Genomic DNA, 13766 nt, shown 5'->3' on the forward strand with positions numbered 1-13766 from the left:
GCATGCGAGAAACAATGACCCACAGGATGAGCATCAAGCAGCTCTTCATCTGGCTGGCCCTGGTGCTGTCCATCCTGGTAGCGGTGGTGGTCAGCCTGACCGGCGCACTCAAGGACGCCAACATGGAGCTGGAACGTGCGCACCAGTCGCGCTACGACTCCACGGCGCTGGCCAATGAACTGCGTCGCACCACCGAGGACATGACCAAGTTCGCGCGCGCCTACGTGACCACGGGCGATCCGAATGACGAGGATCGTTACTACATGATCATGGATATCCGCAACGGCAAGCGCGCGCGGCCTTCCAACTATGACCGCTTCAACTGGGACCTGGTCAACGCCCGCAAGCTGGCCCTGGACCCCGGCGCGCCGGCGGTGCCGCTGAGCGAGCTGATGAAGCGCGCCGGCTTCACCGACGAAGAACTGGCCAAGATGCAGGAAGCCCTGAAGCTGGGCGACCAGCTGGCCAAGATCGAGATCACGGCCTTTCATGCGGTCAAGGGCGAGTTCGATGACGGCGAAGGCAAGTACACCGTCATCGGCGCGCCCAACCAGGCCATGGCGCAGGAACTGGTGTTCGACCAGACCTACCGCGCACTGTTCGGCAAGCTGATGAGCCCGGTCAACGATTTCCTGCGCCTGGTGGACGAGCGCACCCAGGCCAACGTGCGGCAGGCCGGCAAGGACTACGCCGAGCTGGAGCAGAAGATCTTCTGGCTGCTGGCCGCCTCGGTGGTGGTGCTGTTTGCCTGCCTGTGGCTGTCCTATCGCATCATCCGCTCGCAGATCGGCGGCGAGCCGCGTGACGCCATGAGCGTGCTGCGTCGCGTGGCCGAGGGCGATCTCACCGTGGTGGTGCCGCTGCCCAAGGGCGACAAGATCAGCGTGCTCTACAGCACCCAGCAGATGATCAACAAGTGGACCGATGTCATCGGCGATGTCAGCGGCACCGCCACCTCACTTGCCTCGGCCTCGGAACAGATCTCATCCTCCTCGCAGGCGCTGTCGCACAACTCCGCGCAGCAGGCCGCCAACGTCGAGGAAACCAGCGCCTCGGTGGAAGAGATCACGGCCACCATCGCCCAGAACGCCGACAACGCCCGCACCACCGATGGCATCGCCAGTCTTTCGGCCACTGCCGCTACCGAAGGCGGGGAAGCAGTGCGCGAGACAGTGGCGGCGATGAAGCAGATCGCCAGCAAGATCGGCATCATCGATGACATCGCCTACCAGACCAATCTGCTGGCGCTGAACGCGGCCATCGAAGCGGCGCGCGCCGGTGAGCACGGCAAGGGCTTTGCGGTGGTCGCCGCCGAAGTGCGCAAGCTGGCCGAACGCTCCCAGAGCGCCGCCCAGGAAATCATTGCGGTGGCCGAGAACAGCGTGGGCCTGGCCGAGAAGGCCGGCGGCCTGTTGAACCAGATGGTCCCGTCGATCCGCAAGACCGCTGACCTGGTGCAGGAGATCGCTGCGGCCTCGCACGAACAATCGACCGGCCTGGAGCAGATCAACAATGCCGTGCACCAGATGGCGCAGACTACCCAGATGACGGCCTCGGCCTCGGAAGAGCTGTCGGCCACCTCGGAAGAGATGAGCGCCCAGGCTATCCATCTGCAAGACCTGATGCGCTTCTTCCAGGTCGGCGAGCCGCGCAAGAGCCCCCCGCGCGCCAGCAAGGCGGTGCCGCTGCCGCGCTCGGGCGGCAAGTCCGAGAGCGTGCGGCGCCTGTCCATGCTCGATGCGCCCGAGGATGAGCCCGGTGTCGATGAATCGTCCTTCAAGCGCTTCTGAGGAGAACCGTCCAGTGAAGAGCCCAACCGGACCAGCAAGGAGAGCAGGCCATGCCTAGCGTGTCCCTGAACGGCCAGAGCAAGCGCCGCCGCGCGCAGGAAGAGGTGGTCGAGAGCCGCCAGTTCCTCACCTTCCTGGTGGGAACCGAGAGCTTTGCCATGCCCATTGCCAGCATCCGCGAGATCATCGAGTTTTCCGGCCTGACCGAAGTGCCGCTGATGCCCGCCTTCCTGCGCGGGGTGATCAACCTGCGCGGTTCGGTGGTGCCGGTGATCGATTTGTCGGTGCGCCTGGGGCGCGCTCCCACCGTGGTAGCAAAGCGGACCTGCGTCATCATCATGGAACTGCAGCAGGACGAGCAGCAATTGCTGCTGGGTGTGATGGTGGATGCAGTCAGCGCGGTGCTCTGCATCGGCGTGGACCAGATCGAGCCGCGTCCCTCCTTCGGGGCGGGCATCCGCGCTGACTTCGTCGATGGCATGATCAATGTCAACGAGCGCTTCCTGGTGGTGCTGGATGTGCCACGGGTGTTGTCGGTGGATGAACTGGCCAGTCTCTTGGGCATGAGCGCCGAGGATGCACTCGGCGGCGGGCCCGAAGCCATCGGCAGCATCAGCGGTGCGGCGCAGGAGTAGCCGTAATGACCGGCCCCTACGGCATCGCACTGGAAGAAGAGGTCAGCGACCATGACATGCTGCTGTTCCAGCGCTTGTTCAAGCAGCAGATCGGGTTGCACCTGCCCTTGTCCAAGAAGGCCTTGCTGCAGAGTCGCCTGGCGGGCCGCCTGAACGAACTGGGCTTGCGCCACCTGGGCCAGTACCACGCGCTGATCAGCAGCGAAGCGGGGGCGCAGGAGCGCCAGCGCGCCATCGATCTGATCACCACCAACGAAACCTATTTTTTCCGTGAACCAGGTCACTTCGATTTCCTGGTCGGGCAATGGCTGCCGCAGTTGGCCCAGCAGCCGCAACTGCGCATCTGGAGCGCGGCCAGCGCCACCGGTGAAGAAGCCTATACTCTGGCCATGCTGCTGGACCATCACCGGCCTGGCGCAAGCTGGTCGGTGTTCGCTTCCGACATCAGTACGCGGGTGCTGCGTTTCGCCCGGCGTGCGCTCTATCCCATGGTGCGTGGGCAGAATATCCCGCGCGCGTATCTGCGCCGTTATTGCCTCATGGGCATAGGCGAGTACGAAGGGCATTTCCTGGTGCAGGCCGACCTGCGCGCCAAGGTCCAGTTCGCGCAGCGCAATCTCACCCGGCTGGACGAGCATGACGATGGTCAGTACGACCTGATCTTCCTGCGCAACGTCATCATCTATTTCGATTGCGAGACCAAGCTGCAGGTGCTGCGCGACGTGATCGCGCGGCTGCGGCCGGGCGGCTATCTGGTAGTCGGACACTCCGAGTCCCTGCACGGCATGGACCTGGGGTTGGACATGCATTCGCCGTCGATCTACCGGAAACCCGCATGAGCACGCCGGCGATGATCCGCGTCATGGTGGTCGATGACTCCTCGGTGGTGCGCCAGCTGATGCAGCAGGTGCTGGCGCAGACGCCCGATATCCGCGTCATCGGCACGGCGCCTGATCCGGTCTTCGCGCTGCGCAAGATGCAGCAGCAATGGCCGGATGTGATCGTGCTCGATATCAAGATGCCCCGCATGGATGGCGTGAGCTTTCTGCGCCAGATCATGGCGACCCGGCCCACTCCGGTGATCATGTGCAGTGCGCACGTGGGGCCGGACAATGCGCTTGCCGCCGAGGCGCTGGCCGCCGGGGCGGTGAGCGTGATTGCCCGTCCGCAACTGGGCGTGCGTGATTTCCTGCAGCAGGCCGTGGAGGAACTGGCCGGCGCGATCCGCGCCGCCATGCAAGCGGGGGAGGGGCGGCGTGCGCCCCAGGGGCCGGCTCGCCTGGGACTGAGCCTGGTCAAGGCAGGCGCGCGCGAAATGCTGCATGATGCAGCTTGGGGAGCGGTCTTGCAGCGCTATACGGCCGATGCGGTGCTGCAGCCGCCCGGCCCGGAAGATGGGCTCAGGCCGGCCACCGCAAGGATAGTGGCCATTGGCGCGTCCACCGGCGGACCGCAGGCACTGGAGCGGGTGCTGGGCAAGCTAAGCCAGCGTTGTCCCGGCATCGTGGTGGTGCAGCACATGCCGCAGCGCTTTACCCGCAGCTTTGCCGAGCGCTTGCACCGGATCTCGGGGGCCGAGGTCAAGGAAGCCGAGCATCTCGACCGGATCCTGCCGGGACGCGTGCTGATCGCCCCCGGCGGACGGCATCTGGTGGTCAGGCGGGAGGGCCTGCAGTACTATGTGGAAACACTCGACGGCCCGCTGGTGAGTCGGCACAAGCCCTCGGTGGATGTGCTGTTCCGCTCGCTGGCCAAGGCCGCTGGCAGCAATGCAGTGGGCATCATCATGACGGGCATGGGCGATGACGGCGCGCGCGGCATGCGCGAGATGGCCGATTGCGGCGGCGCCACCTATGCCCAGGACGAAGCCAGCAGCGTGGTCTTCGGGATGCCCAAGGAAGCGATACAACAGGGTGGCGTCGGTGACGTCATCACACTGGAACACATCTCTGCCGTGATAGAACAATATGCCTGCCGATAACCTCAACGAGCTGATCAAATCCGCGCTGGTGGTCGATGACAGCGCCGTGCAGCGCCAGCACAGCGTGCAGCTGCTGCAGCAGCTGGGTGCGGACCTGATCTACGAGGCCGGCAACGGCAACGAAGCGCTGGACCTGCTGGGGCTGCTGATGCTGCCGCCCAGCCTGATGGTGGTGGACCTGGAAATGCCCGGCATGGATGGCATTGAGCTGATCCAGCAGTTGCAGCAGAAGGGCATCGATGTTCCCCTCATCGTCGCCTCCAGTCGCGAGACCTCGTTGCTGCTGTCGGTGGAGACCATGATCCATGCGCTGGGCATGAATCTCATTGGCGTACTGCAAAAGCCGCTCAACCAGAACCAGTTGCTTGCGGCCTTGGAGTCGTTCCGTCCGCATGGGGATGCACAACAGGCCGATCTCGATCCCCAGCCTTCGATGTGCGAGCATGACCTGGGCGCAGCCATCGAAGGCGGCCAGGTGCTGCCCTACTTCCAGCCCAAGGTGGATGTGCAGACCGGTATCCTCAAGGGGGTGGAGGCGCTGGCGCGTTGGATTCATCCGCAGCGCGGGATGGTGTCGCCGGACCGTTTCATTCCGCTGGCCGAGCAATGCGGGCTGATCCATCCGCTCACCCTGGCCATGATGGACCAGGCCATGGGGCAGGCCGCCATCTGGCATAGCCGGGGGCTGGCCATCAAGGTGGCGGTGAACCTGTCGCCCCTGTTGCTGGAGAAGCCTGACTTCCTGCATCGCATCCTGGAACTGGTGGACAAGCATGCGCTGCCGGCCGAGCACGTGGTGCTGGAAATCACCGAGAGTTCGGTGGTGGCGCATAAGGGCAATTCGCTGGGCATGCTGGCGCGCTTGCGCCTGAAGGGATTCGGGCTGTCCATTGACGATTACGGCACCGGCTTTTCCTCGATGCAGCAACTGGCGCGCATCCCCTTCACGGAGCTGAAGATCGACCGTTCCTTCGTGCATGGCGCGCATGACCGCAAGAACCTGCGCGTGATCCTGCAATCCGCGCTGGATATGGCGCAGCGTTTGGAGCTGGTGACCGTGGCCGAAGGGGTGGAAACGATGGAAGACTGGCGGCTGCTGCAAGACTTCGGTTGCAGCCTGGGCCAGGGTTACCTGATCGGCAAGCCCATGCCGGCCCATGAATTGCCGCTGTGGCTCAAGGGCCATCATCGCCGGCTGCATGAATTGCGCCCAGTGGCGCGGGGGACGGCCAGCGGCAGCGCGCTGTGATTGACGGGTGGAGGAGGGCGGCGTTGCCGCCCTTGTTTTTTACGGATCAGATCCTGCTGATGGGCTGGTCCGTGATCGCATCCAGCAAGGGCCGCGCTGCGCCCACGCCCGGTATCACTGCGTTCTCGTCGATTTCCAGCAAGGGGGCCAGCACGAAGGCGCGTTGCGCCATGCGCGGATGCGGCACCGTCAATTCCTCGTCCGCGATGCGGGCCTCGCCATACATCAGCACATCCAGATCCAGCGTACGCGGCGCATTGCGATAGGGGCGCTCACGCCCGTGCTGCAATTCGATGGCCTGCAAGGCATGCAGCAAGTCCAGCGCCGGCAGGGTGGTGCTCAGCAGCGCTACGGCATTGACGTAATCGTCACCACTGGAATCGATGGGCGCGGTGCGATACAGCGAGGAGCTGCGCAGCAGCTGCGTCTGCGGCAGCGCCGCCAGCCGCGCAATGGCCGCTTCGACGGTGGCGCGGGCGTCACCCAGGTTGCCGCCGATACCGATCCAGGCCAGCGTGGAAGCGGGTTCCATCATCCTAAGCCTCAGCCTCAGTCGCTGCCGTTGGCAGCGCCCGTATCACCGCCTGCGCCCTCGGCACCGCCGGTGCTGCGGCGACGGCGACGGCGCTTGGGTGCGGGCGCCGCGCCGCTATCGGCGTCGGCCGCTGCGGTTTCTGCACGGGCCGGGGCCTCTGCTGGGGCAGGGGCCACATCGCCGGCTGGTGCGCTGTCATTGAAGCCAGCTTCGCCGCCGCTACGGCTGCGGGTGCGTCCGCCGCGACGCTTGCGTTTCTTCGGGCCGCCAGGGGCGCTAGCTGGATCGGCGGGCTTGCGGGCGATCAGTTCTTCGCGTTCCGCGCTGGTGCCGGCGATGAAGGCTTCCCACCATTCGCCCAGCTCCGCATCGAGTTCGCCGGACTGGCAGCGCAGCAGCAGGAAATCGAAGCCGGCGCGCAGGCGCAGGTGTTCCAGCAGCTTGTAGGGCGCCTTGCCCACGCGGCGTTCGAAGCGCGGTTGCATGGCCCAGATGTCGCGCATGTCGGAGGCGATCTTGCGCTGCAGGGCCAGCTTTTCGGTCTGGGCGTCCAGCACATCGTCGGCCGCCAGGTGCAGCGCGGGAATGGGATATTCGCCGGCCGCCTGGTAGGCGCGCCACTTCTCCAGCACCTGGTGCCACAGCAGCGAAGCGAACAGGAAGCCCGGCGAGACACCCTTGCCCTGCTTGACGCGGGCATCGGTATCGGCCAGCGCCAGGGTGACGAACTTCTCGCCCAGCGGCTGTTCCAGCACCACGTCCAGCAGCGGCAAGAGGCCATGATGCAGACCTTCCTTGCGCAGCTGCTGCAGGCAGGCCAGGGCGTGGCCGCTCATGAGCAGCTTCAACATCTCATCGAACACGCGCGCGGCCGGCACGTTGTCGATCAGCGGGGCCATCACGCGGATGGGCGCGCTGCTGGCCGGGTCGATGGTGAACTTGAGCTTGGCCGCAAAGCGCACCACGCGCAGCATGCGCACCGGATCTTCGCGGTAGCGCGCCTCGGGTTCGCCGATGATGCGCAGCTTCTTGTCGCGGATGTCGGCGATGCCGCCGTGGTAGTCCAGCACGGCCTGGCTGGCCGGATCGTAGTACATCGCGTTGATGGTGAAGTCGCGCCGGGTGGCGTCTTCGTGCTGCTCGCCGAAGGTGTTGTCGCGCAGCACGCGGCCATGTTCATCCTTGGGCGCGGCTTCGGCGGAGGCGCCGCGGAAGGTGGTGACCTCGATGAGTTCCTGGCCGAACATCACATGCACGATCTGGAAGCGGCGGCCGATGATGAAGGCGCGGCGGAACAGTTGCTTGACCTGTTCCGGCGTGGCGTTGGTGGCCACGTCGAAGTCCTTGGGCTTGATCCCCAGCAGCAGGTCGCGCACCGCGCCGCCGACGATGAAGGCCTTGTAGCCGGCTTCCTGCAGGGTTTGCGTGACCCGCACGGCATTGGGCGAGACCAGGCTGGGATCGATGCCATGTTCCTTGGGGCCCAGCACATCGGGCTCGATCTTGCCGTCTGCGCCGGCCTTGGCGCGGGTCTTCCTGGCGGGCGCGGGGGTCTCGGCGCTGGCTGCTGCTGCGGCCGTCTTGCCTCGGCCCAGGATGGAGCGAATCAGTTTCTTGATCATTGCGCGTGGCCGTCGGCAAAGAGGTTCAGCACCGGCCAGCCGCGCGCCTGGGCATGCGCCAGCAGCTTGTCGTTGGGGTTGGTGGCAATGGGATCGGTCACGCGTTCCAACAGCGGAATGTCGTTCTGCGAATCGCTGTAGAAGTAGCTGCGTTCGAACTTGTCGAGGGCGTGGCCCAGGCGGTCCAGCCAGGCTTCGGTATGGACGATCTTGCCGGGGCCGAAGGTCGGCGTGCCGTCGAGCTTGCCGGTGAGGTTGCCTTGGGCGTCCAGCGCCGGCATGGCGGCGATCAGGTGTTCCACGCCGAAGTGCGAGGCGATGGGCTTGGTCACGAAGTGGTTGGTGGCGGTGACGATGGCCACCAGGTTGCCGGCGTCCAGGTGCTGCTTCACCAGCGCCACGGCTTGCGGCAGGATGGCGGGCTTGACCACTTCGTCCATGAATTGCAGGTGCATCTCATCGAGCTGCTCGCGCGAAAAGCGCGCCAGGTTGCCCAGCGCGAATTCCAGGTAGGCCACCGGGTCCAGCGTGCCATTCTGGTAATGGGCGAACCATTGGTCATTGGCCTTGCGGAAGCTGTCGGCATCCACGGCGCCGATGCGCGCCATGAATTCACCCCACTCGTGGTCGGAGTCGAGCGGCAGCAGGGTGTGGTCGAGATCGAAAAGGGCGAGGTTCATTGTTCTCCGGATTCCTGTTGTAACAGTTCGCGCAGCAAAGGCAGGGTGATGGCGCGCTTGGTGGCCAGCGAGTAGCGGTCCAGCGCGTCGAGCATGCGCGACAGCGAGGGCATGTCGCGGCGGTAGTGGGTGAGCATGTACATCATTACGGCGGGGGGGATCTCCAGGCCGCGGTCCAGCGTGATCTGCAAGAGGGCGGCAATCTTCTCGTCGTCCGAGAGATCATGCACCTGGTAGATCAGGCCCCAGCCCAGCCGGGTGCGCAGGTCTTCGCGCAGCTCCAGCCGGGTCGGCGGCAGGGTGCCGGAGCAGACCATCCAGCCGCCCTGTTCGCGGATCTGGTTGAACAGGTTGAAGGCGGCTATCTGTTGCTCCTCGAACAACTGATCGACATCATCGAGCAGGTAATGGGTGATCTGCGGGCTGTAGTCGAAGGCTGAGTCTGGCGAATCGGCGCGGATCAGGCGGGCCTGGTGGCCTTCCTGTGCGACGCTGCTGGCCAGGGCTTGCAGCAGGTGGGTCTTGCCTGCGCCGGCTTCGGCCCAGAGGTAGAGGAAGCGGTCGGTGCTGGCGCTGCCGGTCTGGGTGGACTGGTCCACGCCGGCCGTGGCCAGCAGCTTCAAGCGCTCCAGCAGTTCTGCATTGCGGCCGGTCACGAAGCTGTCAAAGCTCTGCGGCTGGTCCGCGCTCAGGTCGAGCGGAATCTGTTTCATCGGCGTGTATCAGCTACGAAGGCCGCAAGCAGCTTGCGGCCAGTTAATGCAGGACGGCGCCAAGCGCCCGAGCCTGCGCAGCTTCCTGCAATGGCAGGGAGGCTGGGTTGGATCATACATGGTTCAACGGTTGTAAAAATTGCTGGCCAGGTATTCGCGTCGCACATGCAGCGCGATCACCGAGACGATGGCCGAGGCCGGCAGCGCCAGCAGCACGCCGACAAAGCCGAACAGCTGGCCAAAGGCCAGCAGGGCGAATATCACCACCAGCGGGTGCAAGCCGATCCGCTCGCCCACCAGCTTGGGCGTGAGGATGAAGCTTTCCAGCACCTGTCCCACGCCATAAATCAGGGCCACCCACAACAGTCCGATGGCGCCATCGAACTGCAGGATCGCCGCCAGGATCGCCAGCACCAGCCCCAGGCCGAAACCGACATAGGGGATGAAGACCAGCAGGCCGGTGAGCACACCCACCGGCAGCGCGCTGTCGAAGCCGGCAGCGGTCAGCGCAACCGAATAATAGACCGCCAGCACCAGCATCACCAGCAATTGGCCGCGCAGGTACTGTCCCAGCAGGCCATCGACCTCGGCAGCCATGGTATTGATGCGGCCAGCCCAACGGCGCGGGATCAGGATCTGCATGCGCTTGATGAACTGATGCCAATCCTGCAACAGGTAGAACAGCACCATCGGCACGAACAGCAGATTGGCCAGCCAGGTCAACAGCGCCGTGCCGCCCACCTTGGCCGAGGCCAGCACCGAGGTCCAGACTTCATCGCTGCTGGTGCTGATCTGCTGCGTGAGCAGGGACTTGATGCCGGCCAGGTCCAGGCGCACGTCGATGCCCAACTGGTGCAGGCGCGGCGAGACGAAGGCGTTCAACTTGTCCAGCAGCGGCGGCACCTGGGCCTGCAGCAGCGGGATCTGGCGCAGCACCAGCGGCACCACGATGAGCACCAGCGCCAGGCCCGCCAGGATCAGCAGCAGCACCATGATGGTCACAGCCACGAAACGCGGCACCCGAACCGGCCCCAGGCGGCGGCTGGCGATCCAGTCCACGCCCGGATTCAAGGCGTAGCCGATGATGCCGGCGGCGACGAAGGGGGAGAGCATGGGCCCCAGGGCGATCAGCAGCGCCAATAGCAAAAAACCGACAATGAGCCAAGCCAGGTTCTGTTTTTGCTCTTCGGACAAAGAAAAAGGCATGGAATCGGAGTTCGGGAGTGTCGGTTTTGTTAAAATCACGGCTTGGCAGGGCGATCGCACCCTGCAATCCCCCTATTTTACCGTCTTCACTGGCAATTTCATCATGACTTCACCTTCCAATGTCTCCCTCTCCTACCGTGACGCTGGCGTCGATATCGATGCCGGTGACGCCTTGGTCGAAGCGATCAAGCCTTTCGCCAAGCGCACCACCCGCGAAGGCGTGCTGGGCGGCATTGGCGGTTTCGGCGCCTTGTTCGAGATCAGCAAGAAGTACAAGGAGCCGGTGCTGGTGTCCGGCACCGACGGCGTGGGCACCAAGCTGAAGCTGGCCTTCCACCTCAACCGTCACGATACGGTCGGTATCGACCTGGTGGCCATGAGCGTCAACGACATTCTGGTGCAGGGCGCCGAGCCGCTGTTCTTCCTCGATTACTTTGCCTGCGGCAAGCTCGACGTGCCCTCGGCCACCGACGTCATCAAGGGCATCGCCGCCGGTTGCGAACAGGCCGGCTGCGCCCTGATCGGCGGTGAAACCGCTGAAATGCCCAGCATGTACCCGGACGGTGAATACGACCTGGCCGGTTTTGCCGTCGGCGCAGTGGAAAAGTCCAAGATCATCGACGGCACCAAGATCGCCCCGGGTGACGTGGTGCTGGGCCTGGCCTCCTCGGGCGCGCACTCCAACGGTTATTCGCTGGTGCGCAAGATCCTGGACGTGGCCAAGCCCGACCTGGAAGCCGACTTCCACGGCCGCAAGCTGGCCGATGTGCTCATGGCTCCGACCCGCATCTACGTCAAGCCGCTGCTGTCGCTGATGGAAAAGCTGGAAGTCAAGGGCATGGTCCACATCACCGGTGGCGGCCTGGTCGAGAACATCCCGCGCGTGCTGCAGGATCACCTGACCGCCGAGCTGGACGCCAAGTCCTGGACCATGCCACCGCTGTTCACCTGGCTGCAGCAGCACGGCGGCGTGGCTGACGCCGAGATGCACCGCGTCTTCAACTGCGGCATCGGCATGACCGTGATCGTCTCCAAGGAAAACGCCGACGCTGCCGAAGCGCATCTGAAGGCGGCTGGCGAGACCGTCTACCGCATCGGCGCCATCCGCGCGCGTGCCGAGGGCGAAGCACAGACCATCGTGCGCTGATCGATCCCTGTAAATCGTTTTAACGATTTATAAAGTAAAAAGGCTGCATTCCCTGGAATGCAGCCTTTTTTATTTCTGGGAGGGAATTTCCTGTCAAATGAAAACTTAGTTTTGTTAAAACAAAGACTAAGTTTCCAAAAGGAAAAATCTAACAGTTCAGCTTGCCTGCCCGACATCCCCATCCTGTTCAGCCAAGATCTGTCGCGGCGCGGCCTGCAGGCCACGCGCCACGCCATTGGGCGGCGGCACGCGTACCGGCTCGCTGATGTCGCCGACGCTGGAGAGGACGTTCTGCGTATCTTCCGGCGGCGCATCCCAGACCGGGTCGTCGATGGCTTCGAAGACGCGCTTCAACTGCGATCCCCAGCTGCGGCGGATCATCTGGAAATACTGGTTCTGCTCGTCGATGGTGACGAAGCGGGTCACGGCCAGGTCTTCGCTCTGGTAGACCAGCAGGTCCAGCGGCAGGCCCACCGAGATATTGGACTTCAGCGTCGAATCCATCGAGATCAGGGCGCACTTGGCGGCCTCGTCCAGCGAGGTCTGCGGGGCGACAACGCGGTCGATGATGGGCTTGCCGTACTTGGATTCGCCAATCTGGAAGTAGGTATTTTCGTCGTGCGATTCGATGAAGTTGCCCGCCGAATACATCTGGAACAGGCGGCAGCGCTCGCCCCGGATCTGCCCGCCGAAGATGATGCTGACGTTGAAGTCGATGCCGAACTTGCTCAGCTCGGCCGCTTCACGGTCATGCACGGCGCGGATGGCGTCGCCCAGGATCTGCGCGGCTTCGTACATGGACGTGACTGTCCAGATGCTGCGTCCCTCGGCATTGGTGCGCTCGGTCAGCATCTGGCGGATCGATTGCGAAATCGACAGGTTGCCGGCGGTCATCATGACCATCACGCGGTCGCCCGGATTCTCGTAAACACTCATCTTGCGGAAGGTGCCGATATGGTCAACACCCGCATTGGTGCGCGAATCGGACAGAAACACCAGGCCGCTGTTGAGGCGCATGGCTACGCAGTAGGTCATGATGGAATCTTGATACTTGGAAACGGAAAGCCGGATTTTACCGTAAGGCCCGGTGCACAAGCGTGCGCGCCGGGGGCATCTGTCGTGACGTACCTACAGTAACGGCCTGTTTCCAGAAAAGATGACAGCGGCTGTGCTCCTTTATTTCCATGGAAGCACAGCCGGGACTGCCTATGCTGCCAAAGGAACAAGAAAATCACGGCTGATTCGATTGCCCAGCTCGAAGATGCGCTCCAGGAATTCGGTGAGCGTATCGTGCAGGCCGGCTTCCAGGATTTCCTCGATGCGGGCGAATTTCAGGTCCGCATGCAGCTTGCCGGCAAAGCGCTCGGTGTCGGCCGAGACATCGTTGCGCACATGGTGCAGGTTGGAGATCACATTGCCCATGCAGGCCAACAGCGAGCGCGGCATGTCCGCGCGCAGGATCAGCAGCTCGGCCACGCGTTCGGGGGTGATGACGTCGCGATAGACCTTGCGGTAGATCTCGAAGCCCGACACCGAACGCAGGATCGCGGCCCAGTAATAGAAGTCGAGCTGGCTGGCTTCTTGCGCAGTGCCCTGGCTCTGCGATTGCGACTGTGACTGTGACTGGCCCTGCTTGTGCGACTGCGTCTCCTTGGCGCCGTGGAACTTGACGTCGATGATGCGCGCCGTGTTGTCGGCCCGCTCCAGGAAGGTCCCCAGGCGGATGAAGTGGAAGGCCTCGTCCTCCAGCATGGTGCCGATGGTCACGCCCCGCGAGAGATGCGAACGATGCTTGACCCATTCGAAGAAGTCGCTCGGATTCTGCTCCAGCGCATTGGTCTGCAGGTAGGACTGCATCTTGATCCAGGTGGCGTTCTGGATTTCCCAGGCTTCGGTGGTCAGCGCACCGCGCACGGCGCGCGCATTCTCGCGGGCCTGGCGCAGGCAGGAGGCGATCGACGACGGGTTGTTGGGATCGCGCACCATGAAGTCGATGACATCCTTCTGCGTGAGCTTGTCGTATTTCTGGTTGTAGCCATAGAGCAGTTCCGAAATGCCCAGCACGGCGCGCCAGCCCTGCTCGGCGTCGTCGGTGGATTGCGGCAGCAAGGCGGTCTGCACATGCACGTCGAGCATGCGGGCGGTGTTTTCGGCGCGCTCGGTGTAGCGGGCCATCCAGAAGAGGTGATCGGCGGTACGGCTGAGCAT

13 protein-coding genes are annotated in these 13766 nt (G+C 64.0%); 6 read left to right on the plus strand and 7 right to left on the minus strand.

Annotated elements, in window-relative coordinates; translation table 11 throughout:
• The first annotated feature begins 2 nt into the window (after nt 1–2).
• Genes BGK68_RS09280 through BGK68_RS09300 form a run of 5 tightly spaced genes read left to right on the plus strand, consistent with a single transcriptional unit; the run spans nt 3 to nt 5655 of the window.
• Nucleotides 3–1790, plus strand: coding sequence for a methyl-accepting chemotaxis protein (locus BGK68_RS09280; RefSeq protein ID WP_075256861.1), 1788 nt, complete (start codon nt 3–5; stop codon nt 1788–1790).
• Between the two features lie 50 nt (nt 1791–1840).
• Nucleotides 1841–2425: a chemotaxis protein CheW gene (locus BGK68_RS09285; protein ID WP_075256862.1), complete on the plus strand. Its 585-nt coding sequence runs from the start codon at nt 1841–1843 to the stop codon at nt 2423–2425.
• A gap of 5 nt (nt 2426–2430) precedes the next feature.
• Nucleotides 2431–3264: a CheR family methyltransferase gene (locus BGK68_RS09290; protein ID WP_075256863.1), complete on the plus strand. Its 834-nt coding sequence runs from the start codon at nt 2431–2433 to the stop codon at nt 3262–3264.
• The gene (locus BGK68_RS09295; RefSeq protein ID WP_075256864.1) at nt 3261–4406 is read left to right on the plus strand and encodes a protein-glutamate methylesterase/protein-glutamine glutaminase; all 1146 of its coding nucleotides are present in this window, start codon (nt 3261–3263) and stop codon (nt 4404–4406) included. The genes BGK68_RS09290 and BGK68_RS09295 overlap by 4 nt, the downstream gene beginning before the upstream one ends.
• Nucleotides 4393–5655, plus strand: coding sequence for an EAL domain-containing response regulator (locus tag BGK68_RS09300; protein ID WP_075256865.1), 1263 nt, complete (start codon nt 4393–4395; stop codon nt 5653–5655). Before BGK68_RS09295 ends, BGK68_RS09300 begins: the two co-directional genes overlap by 14 nt.
• Before the next feature lie 46 nt (nt 5656–5701).
• Here BGK68_RS09300 and folK read toward each other — a convergent pair whose 3' ends face one another.
• The 5 genes from folK to BGK68_RS09325 form a co-directional block, all read right to left on the minus strand.
• The gene (gene folK, locus BGK68_RS09305) at nt 5702–6187 is read right to left on the minus strand and encodes a 2-amino-4-hydroxy-6-hydroxymethyldihydropteridine diphosphokinase (protein ID WP_075259757.1); all 486 of its coding nucleotides are present in this window, start codon (nt 6185–6187) and stop codon (nt 5702–5704) included.
• A 17-nt stretch (nt 6188–6204) separates the two neighbouring features.
• Nucleotides 6205–7812 (minus strand): polynucleotide adenylyltransferase PcnB, encoded by a 1608-nt coding sequence (pcnB, locus tag BGK68_RS09310; RefSeq protein WP_075256866.1) that lies wholly within the window; start codon nt 7810–7812, stop codon nt 6205–6207.
• Entirely contained in the window at nt 7809–8492 is a 684-nt protein-coding gene (locus tag BGK68_RS09315; protein WP_075256867.1) for a histidinol-phosphatase, read from the minus strand. The genes pcnB and BGK68_RS09315 overlap by 4 nt, the downstream gene beginning before the upstream one ends.
• Complete coding sequence (gene hda, locus BGK68_RS09320) at nt 8489–9205, minus strand: DnaA regulatory inactivator Hda (protein ID WP_075256868.1); 717 nt, start codon at nt 9203–9205, stop codon at nt 8489–8491. The genes BGK68_RS09315 and hda overlap by 4 nt, the downstream gene beginning before the upstream one ends.
• Before the next feature lie 123 nt (nt 9206–9328).
• On the minus strand, nt 9329–10411 hold the full coding sequence (locus BGK68_RS09325) for an AI-2E family transporter (RefSeq protein ID WP_075256869.1): 1083 nt from the start codon (nt 10409–10411) through the stop codon (nt 9329–9331).
• A 103-nt stretch (nt 10412–10514) separates the two neighbouring features.
• Between BGK68_RS09325 and purM the strand changes: the two genes are divergently transcribed.
• Nucleotides 10515–11558, plus strand: coding sequence for a phosphoribosylformylglycinamidine cyclo-ligase (gene purM / locus BGK68_RS09330; protein WP_013232670.1), 1044 nt, complete (start codon nt 10515–10517; stop codon nt 11556–11558).
• A gap of 156 nt (nt 11559–11714) precedes the next feature.
• Here purM and BGK68_RS09335 read toward each other — a convergent pair whose 3' ends face one another.
• Nucleotides 11715–12593 carry a peptidase gene (locus BGK68_RS09335; protein WP_075256870.1) on the minus strand — a complete coding sequence of 293 codons (879 nt, stop codon included), beginning with the start codon at nt 12591–12593 and terminating at the stop codon, nt 11715–11717.
• A 171-nt stretch (nt 12594–12764) separates the two neighbouring features.
• The gene (locus BGK68_RS09340) at nt 12765–13766 is read right to left on the minus strand and encodes an alpha-E domain-containing protein (protein WP_075256871.1); all 1002 of its coding nucleotides are present in this window, start codon (nt 13764–13766) and stop codon (nt 12765–12767) included.

The organism is Herbaspirillum camelliae (assembly GCF_001929405.1).
In the GTDB taxonomy this organism is placed as follows: domain Bacteria; phylum Pseudomonadota; class Gammaproteobacteria; order Burkholderiales; family Burkholderiaceae_D; genus Herbaspirillum; species Herbaspirillum seropedicae.

What these genes read in the sequence shown, in the direction of transcription:
- BGK68_RS09280 (WP_075256861.1), top strand. Translation starts at nt 3, where the DNA reads ATGCGAGAAACAATGACCCACAGGATGAGCATCAAGCAGCTCTTCATC.
- BGK68_RS09285 (WP_075256862.1), top strand. Translation starts at nt 1,841, where the DNA reads ATGCCTAGCGTGTCCCTGAACGGCCAGAGCAAGCGCCGCCGCGCGCAG.
- BGK68_RS09290 (WP_075256863.1), top strand. Translation starts at nt 2,431, where the DNA reads ATGACCGGCCCCTACGGCATCGCACTGGAAGAAGAGGTCAGCGACCAT.
- BGK68_RS09295 (WP_075256864.1), top strand. Translation starts at nt 3,261, where the DNA reads ATGAGCACGCCGGCGATGATCCGCGTCATGGTGGTCGATGACTCCTCG.
- BGK68_RS09300 (WP_075256865.1), top strand. Translation starts at nt 4,393, where the DNA reads ATGCCTGCCGATAACCTCAACGAGCTGATCAAATCCGCGCTGGTGGTC.
- folK (WP_075259757.1), bottom strand. Translation starts at nt 6,187, where the DNA reads ATGGAACCCGCTTCCACGCTGGCCTGGATCGGTATCGGCGGCAACCTG.
- pcnB (WP_075256866.1), bottom strand. Translation starts at nt 7,812, where the DNA reads ATGATCAAGAAACTGATTCGCTCCATCCTGGGCCGAGGCAAGACGGCC.
- BGK68_RS09315 (WP_075256867.1), bottom strand. Translation starts at nt 8,492, where the DNA reads ATGAACCTCGCCCTTTTCGATCTCGACCACACCCTGCTGCCGCTCGAC.
- hda (WP_075256868.1), bottom strand. Translation starts at nt 9,205, where the DNA reads ATGAAACAGATTCCGCTCGACCTGAGCGCGGACCAGCCGCAGAGCTTT.
- BGK68_RS09325 (WP_075256869.1), bottom strand. Translation starts at nt 10,411, where the DNA reads ATGCCTTTTTCTTTGTCCGAAGAGCAAAAACAGAACCTGGCTTGGCTC.
- purM (WP_013232670.1), top strand. Translation starts at nt 10,515, where the DNA reads ATGACTTCACCTTCCAATGTCTCCCTCTCCTACCGTGACGCTGGCGTC.
- BGK68_RS09335 (WP_075256870.1), bottom strand. Translation starts at nt 12,593, where the DNA reads ATGACCTACTGCGTAGCCATGCGCCTCAACAGCGGCCTGGTGTTTCTG.
- BGK68_RS09340 (WP_075256871.1), bottom strand. Translation starts at nt 13,766, where the DNA reads ATGCTCAGCCGTACCGCCGATCACCTCTTCTGGATGGCCCGCTACACC.